We start from the raw sequence: 18,232 nt of genomic DNA on the forward strand, positions 1-18,232 counted from the left end.
TCGGCCGAATCGCCGAAGAAGAGCCCTGCCGCCGGGGTTTGCGCGAGCATGCCCGAATCAAACGGCCCGATCCCGAAAAAGCAATTGACAAAACCATAGAAACACCCCCCATCATCAGGTCGACGCGCTTGAGCTGCGTCGACAGACCCTTCCTTTGGAGCCGGAGCCCGCAAAAGGCGCCGGCTCTTTTCACGCGCGGCGACAACGGGAGCCGCGCGAACCGTTGCGCGACGCCCGCATTCGCCGTCGTGGCCGCTGTCGCTGTCAAAACGGACGAGTTTTGCTGGTCCTCGAATCAGGATAATGACCGGCGGCAAGCTTCTGACCTGGCATGTTGCAAAACGCCCGCAGCCGGTTCGCCCCGGAAGGGCTGGAAATCGCCGCAAAACTCGTCCGTTTTGACAGCGGAGAGAGCGCTGCGCGCCGCGGCACTGGAATCGGGCCGCTGCAAGCGCCCCTTCGCCTCATTCCGCAGCAAGCTACAAGAATCTCGCCGAATTCTCAACCGGTTGAAACGTTTTGCCATCCTGTTGCATGTTAGAACCATAGAAAGGTGATGCGGATGGATGAGAACTGCCGATCGGAATCGTTTATGGAGCGTGCCATGGGCGCATGGGGGCCCATGACGTATCGCCTTGCGCTCAGCCAGACGCGCTCAACCTGCGATGCCGACGACGTGGTGCAAGACGTGTTCTTGAAGCTATTCAAAGACAACACCTGTTTTCGCAGCGACGAGCACCTGAAAGCCTGGCTCATCCGGGTCACCATCAATCGGTGCCGGGAACTTCGCCGTTCCGCCTGGCGGCGGCGCGTGTTCGCCACGGATTCCGACGACCCCGCGTTCACAAGCCTCGAAGCGCCCGAACAGGAGCTGTTCGCAAACGAAACGTGGGCGGCCGTCGGACGGCTGCCCGAGCACCTCCGCCTTATCGTGCACCTGCACTATTACGAGGGATACTCCCTCGAAGACATCGCCCGGATGCTGGACTGCAAGCCAACCACCATACGCACGCGCCTGCATCGCGCGCGCAAACGGCTCAAACTCGATCTGGAACAGGAGGCGGAACGTGAAGCAATCGAACTGGGACGAGTATCGCTCGCTGATGAACGACGTTGAGCTCCCCGATCGCGTGCACGCTCGCGTGATGCGAGAGGTGCGAAAGGAGTACGCTGCGGAAACCGGCCCGAAACCGCGACCGCGCCCAAGGGCTCGTCGAACGCAGCCGAGCTTCGCGTTCAAGGCCGCCGTCGCAGCATTCTGCGCAGTGGCCCTTACCACCGGCGTCGCATTCGCCAGCGGAATGGTCGAGCTTCCCGAGCAGCTATTCTCGTTCAACCAGCTGTCCGACAAGCCCAACTCGTTCACGCTCGAAGCATACGCGGCCGAAGGCTCCGAAGGAGGAGATACAGTGCTTTTAAACTCGTCTTTATTTCGCGGCGGCGGGGGCTACAGCGGGTCTTGGTACAACCCAGCAGACGGCACGTTCTGGGGACCCGAATGGGCCGGCTACAAGTTCGCCTTCAACCTCAAGTGCTCCGGACAGAACATTGAATCCCTCACGTACGAAATAGAAGGAGATCGTTCGTATTTCGAATTCCTCGATCCAACCATGTCATCCATCCCGCTTGAAGAACGAGAAGGGGACGGAAAGGCATTCCATTACCGGAAGTCGTTCACCGTAGGATACGACGAACAATGGGATCCCAACGGAGAGTTCAAGCACCTCTACAAGAATCAGATCGTCCACCTGTACGTAGGATTCCCCTTGCCGCAAGACGCCATCGACGCCATGCACCACATCACCACGATAGAGCACACCGACGATCTAGCCAAGCTTCTCGATACGGCCGTAGAAACCGGCGCCGCGCGCGAGATCAGCGCGTCGCGCCTTACCGTAACCGCCACGTTCTCCGACGGCACATCCCAATCGAAAACATACGTCATCGTGCCCATCGACACCTTTGCCGAAGCATATTCAACCTTTTGGGACGCGCGAAACGAGGCCGCCAAGCAGGAACGCGAGCAGGGGAATTCGAACGGGATCACCCGCCCCGACATGCCCCGGTTGTACACCATCACCGAAGTAGACGCGTCGTAGCCCCGAGCCCTGAACGCAGGCAAAAGGATCTGAATCGATCTTCTGCACTCTTACTTTCGGAATCATTACGGCAATCTCCCGGTCAAAGAAAAGACCGGGAGATTGCCTAGCGCTTGGCTTGGGGCAAACAAGCAAAGAGAGGCGCATAAAACAAAGCCTTTGGAACAATAAGCGCCCCTGCGCCGTATTATCGACAAGGAGGTGAATTGATGCAAATAGGAAAACGATCCACCCAAGAAAACAAGGACAACCCCCAGCCCACTGCCAACGATGCACGATCTTCGGACAAAGCGCTGCGATCCGACGCATTCCTGACACGAGCCATGCAGTTGTTCGGCGATGCAGCCTACCGCGTCGGACTCGCACAAACAGGATCGCCCGTCGATGCAGACGACATCTACCAAGATGTGTTCTTGCGCCTGCTCAAAGACACAACCGCGTTCTCAAATGACGAGCACCTGAAAGCCTGGCTGCTGCGCGTGACCATCAACCGATGCCGCGACCTCGCACGCACCGCATGGAAACGCCGAACGGGACCGTTCGAGCAAGAACACGCCGACACAGCTGCGCCGAGCGCGTTTCGCGCCGAAATATGGGACGTGGTAGGCGCGCTGCCCGAGAACTTGCGGATTGCAGTACACCTGTTTTACGTCGAAGGATACTCAACCGACGAGATAGCGCACATCATGCAATGTCAGCCAGCCACCGTGCGCACGCGTCTGCACCGTGCTCGCCAGCAAATAAAGGATCGTCTGGAACCCCATGACGCACCGCTCGTCAGCCCACCCGCAAACAACTCCTCGAACCGCACCGGTCCCAGAAAGGAGGCCCCCTATGACCGCGAGCCGAAAGCAACCGAACCTCGACGACTACCGTTCGATGATGAAGAAAGCCCATGCGCCCGTTCATCTGCAATGTGACGTCCTAGCCGAAGCCGCCGCCATTCGCGCGCAAGCAACCCCGGAAGACGAGCATCCGCAACCAACGCCACACGCTGCGGCAAACAAAGCCCCCGTTCCACGAGCGTTCGCCGCCAAGCGGTCTCGAATGAAAAACTTGGCGATCGCAGCATGTTTCGCACTTGTCGCTGGCGTCGGCATCATGGCAATCGGCCCGCTCGTCGCGCAACACGATCCAATCGAAGATGCGCAACGCGGCGCATCGGAAAACTATTTCCAGATGGCGGCGTTTGCCGACGAGGGTGGCGCATTGCAGAAAGGACCCGTCGCTCTTGATTTTGAAGACTTCTTTCCTGTTCGAGCATCGGTAGGCCCACGCTACGATGCAGATATCGATTCATATACAGGAGATATCGATTCATCCCGCTCGTACAACCTCAACCTCACCTGCACGGGTTCCAATATAGCATCCCTGACGTACCGGATTGAAGGCGAGGGCGTGTCTTTCAACAACTGGCAGCTAACCGAAGCGGCCCATGAAGCAAAACCCGACATCGGTACCGTCATGGCAACCAATGATCAGTCGAGCGAGTTTACGATCCCGTATGAAAACCAGGACATGAGTTCCACCGACAGCCTCCATCATGAAATATACCTGAATTACACGCTCGATGGCGCATTGATCGACGCATGGAACGAGTGCAAGGCCGTCACTTCGCAAAACACATACTCGGGAGGGTTTATACCCGAAGATCAACGCGTTGCGTCCGTTAAAGCGCGGGAAACACTGGACCTGGCACTCGCCCTCCACGACGCTACGGTGATCTCGAAAGCAAAACTCATACTTACTGCAACATTCACCGATGGCAGCACCCAGAGCAAAACGTACCGGCTGGCCCCCGTAGACAATTTCGAGCAGGCATACAGCGAGTACCTTGAGTCCCGAAGGGCTGCCAGCGAAGCCAATACACCTCGATTCCCTGTGCTGTACACGCTCGAAGAGATCTCTTGATCTCCCGAACCCCGCGCACCAAAAGGGCCCGGATCGATCCGATCCGGGCCCTTTCGACTTGCTGGGCGCATGCTGCGAATATGCCGCTGCGTTGCACGTGTATGCTTGCCGTGCGCCCTTTCCTCGAACCGGCGAACCCGCCGGGAATCAGCTTGGGAACGCTACGCCGACACCTGGGCCTTCATAGCGTTGATGCGCTGGAACACCGAGGCGGCTCCCGCGACAACGTCCACGGACCCGTCGGCCGCAACCTCCAGCAACGTCGGCGCCTGCATGATGCGGTACCGCTGCGCAAGCTCCGCGTTCTCCTCGGCCAGCAGTTCTTCGTGCACGATGCCGGCTTCGTCCATCTGCGCCGCGGCGAACTTGCAGTTCGGGCACGTGCGCGTGGCAACCAGGTACAAGCCCGCAGGCAACGAGCTATGCGCCGGCGCGGTCGGAACCGTCTCAATACTTGCGACATCCGCCGCTGCAGCCCGGGGCGCAACGTCCGCCACCGTCACATGCGACCCTGCCTGGCCCGCCTTCTCGGCCGCCGCCGTCATCTGCACGCCCTGGTGCGTCAGGCGGGAATGACCCAAGTCGTACTCGACGCGATCAGCAAACTCCTGCGCCTTGCCGTCGTTCCAGTTCTTCACCGGGCGATAGTAGCCGGTGATGCGCGAGTACACTTCCGTTTCCTCGTGGCAGCACGGGCATTCGTACACCTCGCCCGCAATGTAGCCGTGGTTCTTGCACACGGAATACGTCGGCGACATGGTGTAATACGGCAGTTTGTAGTTCTGCGCGATCTTGCGCACCAGCGTGGCCGTGCTCTGCCAGTCGGGCAGCTTCTCGCCCAAAAACGCATGGAACACGGTTCCCGACGTGTACAGCGTCTGCAATTCGTCCTGCACGTCAAGCGCGCTGAAGATATCCTCGGAGAAGTTGACCGGCAAGTGCGACGAGTTCGTGTAGTACGGCGTACCCTGGTCGTTCGCCGTGATGATCTCGGGGAAGCGAGCCTTGTCGTGCTTGGCGAATCGATACGTGGTGGACTCGGCAGGCGTTGCCTCCAAGTTGTACAGGTCCCCGTATTTCTCCTGGTAATCGGCCAGACGGTCGCGCATGTGGTTGAGCACGTCCTTCGTGAACGCTTGGGCGGGACCCTGCGTCATGTCGGCGCGCAGCCATGCGGCGTTCAGGCACGCCTCGTTCATGCCCACCAATCCGATGGTGCTGAAGTGGTTCTCGAACGTGCCCAGGTAGCGCTTCGTGTACGGATACAGGCCCGCGTCCAGCAGCTTGGCGATGACCTGGCGCTTGGTGTGCAGCGAGCGCGCGGAAACGTCCATGAGGTGATCGAGGCGGCGGTAGAAATCGGCTTCGTCGGTTGCCAGGTAGGCGATGCGGGGCATGTTGATGGTCACCACGCCGATGGAGCCCGTAGACTCGCCCGACCCGAAGAAGCCGCCGGACTTCTTCCGCAGCTCGCGCAGGTCAAGGCGCAGACGGCAGCACATGGAGCGCACGTCGGACGGCTCCATGTCCGAGTTGATGTAGTTGCTGAAATAGGGCGTGCCGTACTTCGACGTCATCTCGAACAGCAGCCGGTTGTTCTCGGTATCGCTCCAGTCGAAGTCCCGCGTGATGGAATAGGTGGGAATGGGGTACTGGAAGCCGCGGCCGTTCGCATCGCCCTCGATCATGATCTCGATGAACGCCTTGTTGACCAGGTCCATCTCGTGCTGGCAATCGCCGTACGTGAACGCCTGCTCGCGCCCGCCCACAATGGCCGGCTGATCGCGCAGGTCGGCAGGGCACACCCAATCCAGCGTGATGTTGCTGAACGGGGCCTGCGTGCCCCAGCGCGACGGCGTGTTCACGCCGAACACGAACGACTCGACGCACTGCTTCGTCTCTTCGTACGTCAGGTCGTCGGCCTTCACGAACGGAGCCAAGTAGGTGTCGAAACTGGAGAACGCCTGGGCGCCCGCCCATTCGTTCTGCATGATGCCCAAAAAGTTCACCATCTGGTTGCACAGGCTGGACAAGTGGCTGGCCGGCTTCGACGTGATCTTGCCGGGCACGCCGCCAAGGCCCTCCTGAATAAGCTGCTTGAGCGACCAGCCGGCGCAGTAGCCGGTCAGCATGGACAGGTCGTGCAGATGGATCTCGGCGTTGCGATGGGCGTTCGCCACCTCGTCGTCGTAAATCTCCGACAGCCAGTAATTCGCCGTGATGGCGCCCGAGTTGGACAGGATCAGGCCGCCGACGGAATACGTGACCGTGGAGTTCTCCTTCACGCGCCAGTCTTCCACCTTCACGTACTGATCGACCAGGTCCTTGTAGTCAAGAAGCGTGGCGTTGGCGTTGCGCACCTTCTCGCGCTGACGACGGTACAGGATGTAGGACTTCGCCACGTCGGCGTACCCGGCGGTGGAAAGAACCTCCTCCACGCTGTCCTGAACGTCTTCGACCGAAATGATGCCGTCTTTGATCTTCGGCTCGAAATGAGCGGTCACGTTGAGGGCCAGCAGGTCGATGGTAGACGGATGGTACTGCTTCTCCAGCGCATCGAAAGCCTTGGCGATTGCAGACGAAATCTTGGCAATGTCGAATTCCGCGATCATGCCGTCACGCTTTTGAACCTGGTACATGCTCTGCTCCTTTTGCTGTACGTTTCGTATCTGCTTCGATCGGTCCGCGAGGCCTTTGGAGGGGCTGATTTCGGAGCCGGTAAGAATAAGGCGTCGGGTATCGGGTAACCGCTTCACCATACCCGCGAGAATTGCCATCGTCAATGGGGGTCACCAATATGTTGAATACAGAACTATAGTGCGCATCAATATATTGTGGTTTTCCACCTGGGGTTTTAGAAATGGGCATTTTGGCGTTCTATGAAAAGCGACCTGCAAAAATAGAACAAACTGCCCCAAATGCCAACGCCGGCGGCAAAAAACACAACTCCGCAGACATCGTGGATTTCGGCAAGCGGAAAGAAGCTCGCGGCATTTGCGTCCAAGGAAGCGGCGGTCTATGATGAAGGCGATCCGCATCCCTTTTGACGCGGGGCCCGGCCCAAGCGAAGGAGCCTTTATGATCGATCATCCCATGCGGCGCTCCGACCGCGCCCTCTCCCCCGACGAAGCGCTCGCCGTGCTCGACGATGCGGCGTTCGTCACGCTGTCGACCGTCGACGAAGAGGGCGCCCCCTACGGCGTGCCGCTTTCGTTCGTGCGCCGCGGAAGCACGCTCTACGTGCACGCCACGAACCAGGGCGGCCTCAAGTTCGACTGCTTCCGGAGCGACGCACGCGCATGCGCCACCGCCGTAACCGACGTGGTTCCGTTTTTCGCGAACGGCGATTTCTCCACGTACTACCGGTCCGCCATGGCGTTCGGATCCATGCGCGAAGTGGAGCCGGGGGTCGAGTTCAAGCGCGCGTTGGTGGATCTGTGCACGAAGTACGTGCCCGAGGCCAAAGCGCACATCGGCGAAGCCATGCGCTGCGAGGGGCCGAACACTTCGGTGTGGGCGTTGGACATCCGGCGCGTGACCGGCAAAGCCCAGCCCCTTCCCCCATCGGGCGCCGCGCCCGCCAGCCCCCATGCGGAACAGGCGCGCTAGCCCATGCGCATCGCAGGATTGCAGAAGCTCACGCTGCTGGACTTCCCCGGCAAAACGGCCGCCACCGTGTTCACTCCAGGGTGCAACTACCGTTGCCCGTTCTGCCACAACGCCGACCTGGTGATCGGCGCAGCGCGCACGCCCGACGCCGTTTCCCTCGACGAGCTCTTCGCATTTTTGGACAAGCGCCAAGGACTGCTCGACGGCGTGTGCGTCACGGGCGGCGAGCCGCTTTTGCAGCCAGGCATCGAAGATTTCCTGTCGCGCGTGCGCGATCGGGGATTCGCCACGAAGCTGGACACCAACGGCAGTTTTCCCGATCGACTGCGCGCCCTCGTCCAGGCCGATCTTGTGGATTACGTGGCCATGGACGTGAAGAACGCACCGTACCGGTATGCGGAAACCGTGGGCGTGCCGGGCTTCGACCTTGCGCCCGTGCAGACCTCGATCGAGTTCTTGATGGAAGGGCACGTGCCCTTCGAGTTTCGCACCACGGTGATGCGGGAGCTGCACGCGGCCGACGATCTGCTCGCTATCGCTTGCTGGATCGAGGGCGCTCCCCGCTGGTTCCTGCAAAACTACCTGGACGCGGAAAGCGTTCTTGCGGGCCCGGGGCGTTTCCATGCATGGGACGTCGACGAACTTGAAGCGCTCCTGCCCGAGCTGCGCGCACATGTGCCTGCCGTGCAGCTACGAGGATCGAAGTAGCGCAGGGCCGGACGGACGGACAGACGGGCGAGAGCGTCCCGCGAGGGCATGCGGCTGCCCGCATGTTCGCCTGGCAGCACGCCCGCCGGCCCGCCGCGAAACGCCGCCGGCCCGCGCCGCGCCGCTGCCGAGCCGCCGCGTTTCGCAGCGCGCGCCGCCGCTCGCCCGGCCGCGAAAATCGTTGCTCGTGGAAAGCGCAAGGAAATGGAGCCGCTTCGGTTCCGTGCGATCATAATAGGACGCTACCCCGCGCACCGGCCGGGGGCGCACGTCCGCACCACCGCAGAACAGGAGCATGCATCATGGCGAATTGTCTTGTCGCGCAATCCGGCGGGCCCACCGCCGTCATCAACGCCAGCTTGGCCGGCGTCGTCCGCGCCAACCAGCTGAACCCCGTGTACAACCGCGTGTTCGGCGGCCTGCACGGCATCGAGGGCACGCTCGCGGGCAAGCTCTACGACCTGACCGATCTGCCCAGCCGAGATATCGACGTTCTCAAGCAAACCCCCTCGTCGGCGCTTGGCACGTGTCGCTATAAGCTCAAGCGCGGCAACGACGCCGACTACCGCCGTCTTGTCGACGTCATGGACGCGCACGACATCAGCACCATGTTCTACATCGGCGGCAACGACTCCATGGACACGGTAGACGCGCTGGCTTCGTGGGCGCAGGAGCACGCGCCCAGCAAGCGCTTCATCGGCATACCCAAAACCGTCGACAACGACCTGGTTCCCGTGGACCACTGCCCCGGCTTCCCCAGCGCGGCGAAGGTCGCCTGCCAAATCACGCATGCAACGTATTTGGATTACGCCGCGTACACCCGCCCGGAGGTGTTCGTCCTCGAGGTCATGGGGCGCGATGCGGGCTGGCTGGCCGCAAGCACCTGCGTCACCGGCGACGTCGACCTGCTGATCTTGCCGGAAACGCCGTTCAACAAGGATGCGTTCTTGTCCGAGGTGCAGAAGAAGTTCGACCAGAAGGGCGAATGCTACATCGTCGCATCCGAAGGCGCTCGCTACGCCGACGGCGCCTACCTGTCGGCCGGCGAAGCGGCCAACGACGGTTTTGCGCACGCGGTGCTGGGCGGAGCCGCAGCTACGCTCAAGCAGATGATCGTCGATGCGGGCATCGTCCCGCGCGGCGTGGTGCAGGATCTGTCGCGCGCCGCGCGGTCGAGCAACTTCGCCCAAAGCCTTGTCGACGTGAACGAAGCCTATGACCTGGGATTGAGCGCGCACATGCGCAGCGCCGACCCCGCGTTCACCGGCCAGGTGGTGGGCGTGCGCCGCAACGCAGCGGCGGCGGCAGAGGGTCGCTACGATGCCGAGTTCTTCGCCGGTCCCGCCAGCGAGTTCGCGAACTTCGTGAAGCAGTTCCCCGCCGCATGGATCCGCCCGGACTACCAGGGCATCACCGACGAAGCGATCGCCTATTTCCGCCCGCTCATCGAAGGCGAGCCGAAGCTGATCATGGACGGCGGCCTACCGGCTACGCTGACGCCGTTCAACAAGCGGTAGACAAAAAACGCGCGCCGCAACCCGACCGCGTATGCTAGCATGACGCAAACAATTACGCGCAATCGGCCGTGCGGCGCGCGGCCCTCAGCAAGGGAGTCCTCGTGTCCGCAGAATCAGCAGTGTCAACCTTCATCATCCTCGGCGCGTTCGTCGCGCTTTTGGCAGCACTCAAGGTCCTGAAAAGCAAAGGCGTCGCATTCACGCCGCGCGTGTTCGCCGCCTTAGGCATGGGCATCGTGCTGGGCATCGGCATCCAGCTTGGCGCAGGCCGAGGAACGGAAGCGGCCACCGTGGCGCTCGACTGGATGTCGATCGTCGGGCAGGGCTACATCGGGCTTTTGAAGATGCTCGTCATGCCGCTTGTGTTCGTGGCTATCGTGGGCGCGTTCACCCGCACCGAAGACACGCTGAACATCGGTCGCATCGGCGCTATCGTATTGGCCGTGCTGCTGGGAACCGTGGCGATATCGGCCCTGGTCGGTTGGGCGTCGGTCGCGTTCACGGGGCTTGCCGGAGCCAGCTTCACCAGCGGAAGCGTCGACGCCGCGAAAATGGACGTGCTGCAAGGCCGCCAGGAGCAGGTGGCGAACCTCACCCTGCCGCAGGAAATCCTCTCGTTCATCCCCACGAACATCTTCGCGGACTTGGCCGGCACCCGCTCCACCTCCACTATCGCGGTTGTGATCTTCTCCGCCATCGTCGGCATCGCCTACCTCAAGCTGCGCGACAAGGACTCCGGCCAGGCATCGTTTTTCAAGCAGCTGATCGACAGCCTGTACGGCATCGTCATGCGCATCGTGTCCATGGTGCTGGGGCTTGCGCCTTACGGCGTGATGGCGCTCATCGCGCACGTCATGGCCACGAGCGACTACAACGCCATCCTTGATCTGGGAAAATTCGTGCTGGTATCCTACGCGGCCATCGCGTTCATGTTCGCAGTGCACTGCCTGATCCTGCTGGCGAACCGCACCAGCCCCCTCATGTACCTGAAGAAGGCCTTCCCAGTTCTGAGCTTCGCCTTCGTGGCGCGCACAAGCGCCGGAGCGCTGCCCCTCAACATAGAAACGCAGACGCGCGCGCTGGGCGTGGATTCCGCCACGGCCAACTTCTCCGGCAGTTTCGGGCTGTCCATCGGCCAAAACGGATGCGCGGGCATCTATCCGGCCATGCTGGCCACCATCATCGCGCCCACGGTGGGCATCGACGTGTTCTCGCCCACGTTCATCATCGGCTTGATAGCCGTGGTGGTCATCAGCTCGTTCGGCGTAGCGGGCGTGGGCGGCGGCGCGACGTTCGCCTCGCTCATCGTTCTGGGAACCATGGGGCTGCCCATCGAGATCGTGGGCCTGCTGGCGTCGGTCGAGCCGCTGATCGACATGGGGCGAACCGCGCTCAACGTGAGCGATTCCATGGTTGCCGGCGTGACCGCGTCAAACGCCGTGGGCAAGCTCGACCGCGAAACGTTCAGCGATCCCGAAGCGCGGGTGAGCAGCTCCGCGCAAGCCGAGCTGTAGACGCCGCGCTTCGTCGACGGCCGTCGCCTGCTCCTGCTAGCTGCGTGCGCCCTCCAGCAGCCCGCGCAGTTCCTTCTGCACGCTGTTGTCGACGTTCGAACCGATGATTTTCGACGCAATCTGCTTGATGGCGGAACGACCGTTGCCCATGGCTACGCTTTGACCCGCCATGCGAAGAATCTCGTAGTCGTTCATGGAATCGCCGAACGCCATCATCTGGTTCGCCGCAAGCCCGTGCGCGTCGAGCACTTGCTGGATGCCCGTCGCCTTGCTCACGCCGCGTTGCATGACGTCGATCCACTTGCGCCCCGACGGAGCGAACACGAAGTCGTCGTCAAGCTCGCGCGTGAGGATGTACGCCATATCCATCACGTCCTCGTCGCAGTACACCGAAGCCTTCAGGATGCTCGTCGTGGGGGAAGGCACGGCCAATACGCGCGTCGGGTTCGGCAGGTTCTTGTCCACCTCGCGCTCGAAGCGCGCTTCGTCGTCAAGCAGGTAGCTGCTGGTTTCGTCGAACAGGGCCAGGTGCATGGTGTCGAACAGGTCCACGATGCGAGCCAATCGGCGCACGGCGGCATGCGAGAACACCTCTAAGTCGACCAACTCGCCCCCAACGATAACCTGCGCGCCGTTCGATGCCACGAAGTCCATGCAGTCGGCCACCGGCTCGAACAACTCATGCAGCGTATCGAAGCGCCGACCCGACGAAGCGACGAACTGAATGCCCGCGTCGCGCAGGCGCAAAATGAGATCGTACGACCCTTCGGGCACCCGCTCGCTTCCATCGAGGAACGTGCCGTCCATGTCGCTGGCGATAAGCTTGATCATGTTTGCCTCCTTCGCGGACTCCCCGCGAGCCCGCTTCTTTTCCGTGTGCTCTCGTATGTTCTCCCCTCATTGTAAAGCCCGTTTTCGCGCGCCACTGTTTCTCCGCGAAGAGTTTGCAAGCCGTTGACGTGAAGCACAGGGCGCAAGGTTCAGGGCAAGGGCGCAAGGCGCAGGACGCGGGACGCAAGGCGCGAACGGGTACGGCGTCTCGTTTTGCAGGCGGCCCGTCGTTTCGAAAGGAACGCTTTCTTTGTCGAAGCACCTTCGACCCGCCAGTCCTTCGGTGCGCGCCGGGCGCCCGTCCGCGGCTCAAAATTGCGGGTCTGCGCTTCTCGACCAACCCATCATTCGCAATTGCTTTGAGCGGTTGCATCAACTGCCCAGTTCATTATGGTGCAACAAATTCGATACTCGGCAGAAGCCCTTCTCGAAGAGCGCAGGTCCGCAATTTTGAGCCAAATCCGATGCGCGGCCAGACTTGACAGACCCCGGGTTCGCGGACGTTCGCGCAGCAGCGCAAGCCCCTCCGCGGCATCCTGCGACGCAACAAGAGGCGCATCGCAAAATGCCGCAAGCAGACTCTTCAGTCTCGCAGGATGACAAGACGGACACCTAGCACACAAAATACCTGGTCACAGCCTACGCAACCTGAGCGTGCGCAAAAAATAGCAAAACGCAACGCCAAAGTGATGGAACGGGCAAGCCCGCAATCGCATCATACGAGCCACCCCAGCGCACGGCGCCGCGCTTCGGGTATCATGAATCAGATCAAACAGAAGGGACCAACCACATGAGCTTCGCCGACAACCTTGTCTACCTTCGCCAACACTACGGCGTGACCCAGGAAGGGCTTGCCGAGCAGCTTGGCGTATCGCGCCAGACCGTATCGAAATGGGAAGCGGGCACGAACTACCCCGAAATGGACAAGCTGCTTGCGCTGTGCGACCTGTTCCACACGAACCTCGACGACCTCATGCGCGGAAGCGTGCACGTGGTAAAGGAAAACGACACCGAGAGCTATGACCTCCACATGAACCGCTACAACCTGTCCATAGCGATGGGCGTGGGGCTCATTTTGGTAGGCGTCGGTGTGATCGCGCTGCTGGAGACCTTCGGATGGCCGAGCAACCTGCAAACCGTTGCACTGCTGTCGTTCGTGGTCGTGGGCGTGATGCTCCTCATCGTCGGCGGAATGAATCACGCGGAGTTCAAGCGCCGCAACCCCTCCATCGAGCCGCGTTATTCCACCGACGTGCTCGAGCGATTCGGGCGGCGCTATCCCGTCATGACCGCCGGAGGCGTAGGGCTCATTCTGCTTGACGTCATTTTCCTGGTAGGGCTGTCTCCGGAAGACGCCTCTTTCGGCGTCGTGCGCGGGATTCACATGGAAGAGCTTCTCATGGGCCCGTTCATGTTCGCGATGGCTCTTGCCGTGGGGATCCTCATTTGGGCCGGCATGCAAAAGTCGAAGTACGACCTGTCCGAGCTTACCTACATTGCGCATCGCCAAGACCTGGGAGCCGATCTGCCGCCGTCCGCTATCGTCAAAACGCCTGAGCAGGTGCGCGCCGAACGCATCATGGGCGTTATCTGCGGGTGCATCATGCTGCTGGCTACTATCGTGTTTCTGGTGTGGGGCTTCGTTCCGCTGTTCGACCAGATCGGCACCTGGGACGGCCTGGACAAAAGCGCGCTCAAAGACGCTATCCGAGACGGCCAAGGCGGGTTCTACATCAGCTGGATCGCGTTCGTGGTGGGCGGCATCCTGTGCGGCATCGTTTGCCTGATCGGCAGCGTGTTCACCAAGTCGAAGGAAGACTGGATTGCCGAGGCGCGCCAAGAGGACGCTTGGATGAAGGTGGCGAAAGCCGACGAGCAGCAGAACAACCCCTGGTCGCACGGGACGAACCCGACCTCGCAGCCGCCCGCGCCCGGTGCGCCCGTGCCGCCCCCGGCGCCGAAGCCCACGACAAGCGATCGCGACCGCACGGGAACCAGCTGGCGATAGCCCGGCAGCCCCGATCGGGGCTGCCGACCCGCGCCTGCGCGGGACCGGGGGCATTATCGCCCGCTGCGCGGGTGCACGCCGGAGAACATTGTCGCCCCAAACGGACGGTTTTCGGCGCCAAAGCGTCCGTTTGGGGCGACAATGCCCCTCGTTTACTGCGCGTAGCCCCTGGCTGTTGCCGGGGTTGCAGCCCCTGACCTTTGCCGAGGCTCCGGCCCGGCGCCCTATTCGCCGAGCTTTTCCGCTGCTTCGCTCACTGCTCACAGCAAAGTCAAGCCGCTGTCGCACGACCAGCCTCGCCGCAAGGCTCACGCCGACCCATCTGACCGAACCGCGCACCGCAAACCGGCGTCTGCAGGAATGAGATTCGTCAAAAAGTACGTTTTGGACAGGGCAAAGTACCTTTTGCGTCTATCCCGTGGCACCCTCCCGCCCGTAGAGTCCCAAGATGCAGGGACCACGTAAAGCCCGTTTTCAAACGGGCGAAAGGAGGGGCATCATGACCCAACAGGAAACACATTCCTCTATAAGTCGAAGAACGTTTTTGCAAGGCGCAGCGTTTCTCGGCGTGTACGGAGGCCTAACAAGCCTTGGGCTCGCGGGCTGCACGGCTCCCGCATCAGGGGGGAAGAGCGGCGGCAGCTGGACGGCCGGCACGTACAGCGCCCAAGTGACGGGGCACAATGCTCCGTTCACCATCGACGTGACGTTTTCCGACACCGCAATCACAGCCATCGATGCCAGCACGAACCAGGAATCTCTAGGAGTAGGGGCATCGGCTCTTCAGGACTTGGCAAGCCAAATCATAGAGCACCAAACGCTCAACGTGGATTCCGTGACCGGCGCCACGCTGTCCAGCATGTGCCTGCAACAAGGAGTGAAAGAGTGCGCGGGACAGGCAGGAGCCGCCAAAGACTTAGAGAAAGCCACCGGGCCGGAAGATATCGTCAAAGATTCCTATACAGCCGACGTCTGCGTGATCGGCGGCGGCGGAGCCGGGCTGACCGCGGCAATTTCGGCAGCCCAAGCGGGAGCAAAAGTCGTCATCATCGAAAAATGCGGAATCACCGGAGGCTCTACAAACGTATCGGAAGGCGCGCTCAACGCAGTAGACCCCGAGCGTCAACAAAAGCAGGGCATCGAAGATTCGACTGAAAAGTTTTACGAAGTCACTTACGAGGGAGGGCACGGCCAAGGCACGCCCGAGCTCATCCGATACCTCACCGACAACGCGCTCGATTCCGTCCATTGGCTCGAGTCGATCGGCGTCGAATTCAAGCCCGAAGTAGGTTCGGCGACCGGCTCCCTGGGAGAACGCAGTCATTATCCCGCAACCCCTTCGGGCAACACGTATATTCGGTCTTTCCAAAAGTTCATCGAAGATCACCCCGATCAGCTGACCCTTCTCAACGAAATGCAAGCACAGGAGCTCATAACCGAGGGCGGCAAGGTTGCGGGCGTGAAGGCCGTCCATCGCGGCAAGCAACCCGTCACGGTTCAGGCTCGATCCGTCGTCATCGCAACCGGCGGATTCGGAGCAAACGTCGAGTATCGCCAGCGCGTCAACACCGGCGTATGGGCCGATGTCAAACTGGATGACTCCATAGGCTGCACGAACATCAAGCCGTGCGCGCAAGGCGAAGGCCTCAAGCTGGCCGAAGCGGCCGGCGCAGAACTGGTGGGATTGCCCGATATCCAACTACATCCATGCGGCACGCCAGGCACCGGGCTTATGGAGGACATCCGCACGTCAGGACGCAATCGCATTTTCGTGAACAAAAACGGCGAACGTTTCGTCAACGAAGGAGCCGAGCGCGACACCCTGTGCAAGGCCATCTTTGCGCAGCCCGATTCCACGTACTGGATCGTCGTTAACAAAGTTCGATATCCTTCGGAAACGCAACCTGATGCGAACGGGGCAACCATCGAGAACATGCTCGCCCTCGGCCACATCGTCAAAGGGGAAACCATTGAAGACCTGGCCAGCAAAACCAAGATGGACGCAGTCAAACTGCAGGAGGCCATCGACGGCTATAACAAAACAGTGTCCGGAGAAGCCGAGGATCCCTTCGGATTCAAGGCGACAAACACCGCCGACCAGCAACTGACCGAAGGGCCTTGGTACGCATGCCGCAAGGTGCCCACCGTCCATCACACTATGGGCGGCGTCCGCATCGACGTGGATACCCGAGCGCTCGCCCCTTCCGGATCTCCGGTTGAAGGCCTGTTCGCGTGCGGAGAATGCACCGGCGGCATTCACGGCAGCAACCGGTTGGGAGGAAACGCTATAGCCGATTGCGTCACGTTCGGTCGAACCGCCGGCACGAACGCCGCGAAAAACGCGCTTGGAGCCTAACCCCATTCGCAACCCGGCAATCGATATGAGTGCTCGGCCGTCAAGTAGGTCGAGCACTCGCCGCTTTAAGACCGAGGGCGAGATCCGTCCAACACCTTATCAAGAAGCTCCTGCTTAGAGTGCACGCCTGCTTTTCGGTAAACCGTGCGCGTGTAGTTTCGTATCGTATTCTCGGAATAGTTCAGTTCCTCAGCGATAAAGCTCCGGCTCCGTCCTTGCGCAATCAGGGCAACAATGGCTGATTCTGTTTCATTCAATCCGCAATTTGCCGCAAACGCTCCAACGGTATCTTCCTCGCGCGCCGCCTGAGGCTCGGACGGCGCACATTCCGCCATTCGATCAAGCTCGAACCCAACGGGGTGATCCCCCATGAAGTGAGGCCGCAGTATCAACGTCGCTTCAACTAGCACCACAAGCGCCATCACGATGAGCAGCCAAAGACTATGGTCGAGCGTTGGACCCACCGCGTACACGATCAAACGGCCAACCGCCATGCACAGCAACGACCCTCCGTACAACGCGGCATATACCAGCGTCGTTGGCCAATGGACGTGTCGCCCGATAAAGCATATGAACACTACCAGCGGAATGTAGAAACAGGTGACCGCATTCGCCAGCAAAAACGTACTCGATTCTTCCGAACCATCCCATCCGCTCATAAGAAAGCAGATGCTCGCCATCATGAGCGCATTTTGGAACAGCCAGTACCCCGACAGCTTGAATGCCCGCCCCCGAACAAGCACGAACCACACAACAACCGCTATTATCAGAACAACGAGCACCTGATGAATCGATCGAACCGCTTGCGAAAGCTCGCGTAGCCGACCGTCCGGATACCCCAACGCCATGCCCAGCAGCAAAGCATACAGAAAAAAGGCTGCGGCAACTTGCAAAACACCTTTTAAAAGATCCTTTTCCTCGTACAGGCAATCCTCCTTGTTCACCACGTAGGGCCCTCGCGGATCGTTCAACCTATCCCGTCGATCCAATTCCGACATAGCCTGCCAATAGGCGAAAACGGAAAGCGCCGGAACGAACAAGTTGATCATGCCTGCAACCACGTCATCCAGGTAGCCCATCAACAACGAGAGCACGCATGAAAGGGCCAGCCCTCCGGCAGCATAGAAAAACACCTCGCCAGGCCTCAATCGCTCGAAAAAGAATATCCATAGAATTTCACCGCCAACCAGCCCAACGCCGCCGACCACCACGCGCAACGCCTCGAACTGCGTACTATCGAAAAACAAGTCAAGCAGGTACAGAAGACTCGAAGCGGTCATGAGAAGAAAACCCGACCATACGAATACACCCCGCGTCGCCCGCGAAAAGCCCGCCTTGTAGACCAAAAAGACCAGAACGGCGATAACAGCAACGCGAGCAATGTTCGCACCTACCGTTATCATTCCGACATCAGCTGAAAAGTGAAGATTGTAGAAATTGAATTGATACCAAAGTCGGTAAAGCCCAATTCCGAGAAAGGCAAGGACGAAGCCCGTTAGATACGTGGCTTTAAACGCGAGAAGAGAACCGGTATGCAAATACCGATCAGCCCCGCACGTCGACGAGCGAACGCTATCCTCCCCGTGTCCCATGCGCGCATTGTATCATAGCGCTTCAAACGAGCCAGACGAACCCCGGACAGCCACGGTGCGCCCCTTGCATCCACTTCGGAATCGCGC

General features: G+C 60.6%; 14 protein-coding genes. 11 read left to right on the plus strand and 3 right to left on the minus strand.

Annotated features, from left to right (window positions below; translation table 11 throughout):
• The 5 genes from ACTQZK_RS10615 to ACTQZK_RS10635 form a co-directional block, all read left to right on the plus strand.
• Positions 1 to 557, plus strand: a 557-nt coding sequence (locus tag ACTQZK_RS10615) for a hypothetical protein (RefSeq protein WP_441899628.1), incomplete at its 5' end; no start/stop codon positions are given.
• Between the two features lie 5 nt (positions 558 to 562).
• The gene (locus ACTQZK_RS10620; RefSeq protein ID WP_441899629.1) at positions 563 to 1,117 is read left to right on the plus strand and encodes an RNA polymerase sigma factor; all 555 of its coding nucleotides are present in this window, start codon (positions 563 to 565) and stop codon (positions 1,115 to 1,117) included.
• Entirely contained in the window at positions 1,068 to 2,099 is a 1,032-nt protein-coding gene (locus ACTQZK_RS10625; protein ID WP_441899630.1) for a hypothetical protein, read from the plus strand. Before ACTQZK_RS10620 ends, ACTQZK_RS10625 begins: the two co-directional genes overlap by 50 nt.
• A gap of 209 nt (positions 2,100 to 2,308) precedes the next feature.
• Positions 2,309 to 3,019: an RNA polymerase sigma factor gene (locus ACTQZK_RS10630; RefSeq protein ID WP_231088263.1), complete on the plus strand. Its 711-nt coding sequence runs from the start codon at positions 2,309 to 2,311 to the stop codon at positions 3,017 to 3,019.
• Positions 2,934 to 4,010: a hypothetical protein gene (locus ACTQZK_RS10635; RefSeq protein WP_441899631.1), complete on the plus strand. Its 1,077-nt coding sequence runs from the start codon at positions 2,934 to 2,936 to the stop codon at positions 4,008 to 4,010. The genes ACTQZK_RS10630 and ACTQZK_RS10635 overlap by 86 nt, the downstream gene beginning before the upstream one ends.
• Positions 4,011 to 4,171: 161 nt before the next feature.
• Here the strand turns inward: ACTQZK_RS10635 and ACTQZK_RS10640 are convergent, their stop codons facing one another.
• On the minus strand, positions 4,172 to 6,649 hold the full coding sequence (locus tag ACTQZK_RS10640) for a ribonucleoside triphosphate reductase (protein ID WP_441899632.1): 2,478 nt from the start codon (positions 6,647 to 6,649) through the stop codon (positions 4,172 to 4,174).
• A 439-nt stretch (positions 6,650 to 7,088) separates the two neighbouring features.
• On the opposite strand from ACTQZK_RS10640, the gene ACTQZK_RS10645 reads away from it, so the two are divergent.
• The 4 genes from ACTQZK_RS10645 (at position 7,089) to ACTQZK_RS10660 (ending at position 11,358) form a co-directional block, all read left to right on the plus strand.
• Positions 7,089 to 7,619 (plus strand): pyridoxamine 5'-phosphate oxidase family protein, encoded by a 531-nt coding sequence (locus ACTQZK_RS10645; protein WP_418831281.1) that lies wholly within the window; start codon positions 7,089 to 7,091, stop codon positions 7,617 to 7,619.
• A gap of 3 nt (positions 7,620 to 7,622) precedes the next feature.
• A complete protein-coding gene (locus ACTQZK_RS10650) occupies positions 7,623 to 8,327 on the plus strand; it encodes an anaerobic ribonucleoside-triphosphate reductase activating protein (protein ID WP_418831280.1) in 705 nt (234 codons plus the stop codon).
• 302 nt (positions 8,328 to 8,629) lie between these two features.
• Entirely contained in the window at positions 8,630 to 9,844 is a 1,215-nt protein-coding gene (locus ACTQZK_RS10655) for a diphosphate--fructose-6-phosphate 1-phosphotransferase (RefSeq protein ID WP_441899633.1), read from the plus strand.
• Between the two features lie 101 nt (positions 9,845 to 9,945).
• The gene (locus ACTQZK_RS10660; RefSeq protein ID WP_441899634.1) at positions 9,946 to 11,358 is read left to right on the plus strand and encodes an L-cystine transporter; all 1,413 of its coding nucleotides are present in this window, start codon (positions 9,946 to 9,948) and stop codon (positions 11,356 to 11,358) included.
• Positions 11,359 to 11,394: 36 nt separating this feature from the next.
• Here ACTQZK_RS10660 and ACTQZK_RS10665 read toward each other — a convergent pair whose 3' ends face one another.
• Entirely contained in the window at positions 11,395 to 12,189 is a 795-nt protein-coding gene (locus ACTQZK_RS10665; protein ID WP_225749782.1) for an HAD family hydrolase, read from the minus strand.
• A 790-nt stretch (positions 12,190 to 12,979) separates the two neighbouring features.
• On the opposite strand from ACTQZK_RS10665, the gene ACTQZK_RS10670 reads away from it, so the two are divergent.
• Both ACTQZK_RS10670 and ACTQZK_RS10675 read left to right on the plus strand, forming a co-directional pair.
• The gene (locus tag ACTQZK_RS10670; RefSeq protein WP_441899635.1) at positions 12,980 to 14,197 is read left to right on the plus strand and encodes a helix-turn-helix domain-containing protein; all 1,218 of its coding nucleotides are present in this window, start codon (positions 12,980 to 12,982) and stop codon (positions 14,195 to 14,197) included.
• Between the two features lie 499 nt (positions 14,198 to 14,696).
• Positions 14,697 to 16,553 carry a flavocytochrome c gene (locus tag ACTQZK_RS10675; RefSeq protein WP_441899636.1) on the plus strand — a complete coding sequence of 619 codons (1,857 nt, stop codon included), beginning with the start codon at positions 14,697 to 14,699 and terminating at the stop codon, positions 16,551 to 16,553.
• A gap of 65 nt (positions 16,554 to 16,618) precedes the next feature.
• Here the strand turns inward: ACTQZK_RS10675 and ACTQZK_RS10680 are convergent, their stop codons facing one another.
• Complete coding sequence (locus tag ACTQZK_RS10680) at positions 16,619 to 17,956, minus strand: helix-turn-helix domain-containing protein (protein ID WP_253288204.1); 1,338 nt, start codon at positions 17,954 to 17,956, stop codon at positions 16,619 to 16,621.
• Positions 17,957 to 18,232 lie beyond the last annotated feature (276 nt).

This window comes from Paraeggerthella sp. LCP19S3_G8, assembly GCF_052119225.1.
In the GTDB taxonomy this organism is placed as follows: Bacteria; Actinomycetota; Coriobacteriia; order Coriobacteriales; family Eggerthellaceae; genus Paraeggerthella; species Paraeggerthella hominis.

Excerpts from the sequence above, each read along its gene's own strand:
- ACTQZK_RS10620 (WP_441899629.1), top strand. The coding sequence starts at position 563 with ATGGATGAGAACTGCCGATCGGAATCGTTTATGGAGCGTGCCATGGGC.
- ACTQZK_RS10630 (WP_231088263.1), top strand. The coding sequence starts at position 2,309 with ATGCAAATAGGAAAACGATCCACCCAAGAAAACAAGGACAACCCCCAG.
- ACTQZK_RS10635 (WP_441899631.1), top strand. The coding sequence starts at position 2,934 with ATGACCGCGAGCCGAAAGCAACCGAACCTCGACGACTACCGTTCGATG.
- ACTQZK_RS10640 (WP_441899632.1), bottom strand. The coding sequence starts at position 6,649 with ATGTACCAGGTTCAAAAGCGTGACGGCATGATCGCGGAATTCGACATT.
- ACTQZK_RS10645 (WP_418831281.1), top strand. The coding sequence starts at position 7,089 with ATGATCGATCATCCCATGCGGCGCTCCGACCGCGCCCTCTCCCCCGAC.
- ACTQZK_RS10650 (WP_418831280.1), top strand. The coding sequence starts at position 7,623 with ATGCGCATCGCAGGATTGCAGAAGCTCACGCTGCTGGACTTCCCCGGC.
- ACTQZK_RS10655 (WP_441899633.1), top strand. The coding sequence starts at position 8,630 with ATGGCGAATTGTCTTGTCGCGCAATCCGGCGGGCCCACCGCCGTCATC.
- ACTQZK_RS10665 (WP_225749782.1), bottom strand. The coding sequence starts at position 12,189 with ATGATCAAGCTTATCGCCAGCGACATGGACGGCACGTTCCTCGATGGA.
- ACTQZK_RS10670 (WP_441899635.1), top strand. The coding sequence starts at position 12,980 with ATGAGCTTCGCCGACAACCTTGTCTACCTTCGCCAACACTACGGCGTG.
- ACTQZK_RS10675 (WP_441899636.1), top strand. The coding sequence starts at position 14,697 with ATGACCCAACAGGAAACACATTCCTCTATAAGTCGAAGAACGTTTTTG.
- ACTQZK_RS10680 (WP_253288204.1), bottom strand. The coding sequence starts at position 17,956 with ATGATAACGGTAGGTGCGAACATTGCTCGCGTTGCTGTTATCGCCGTT.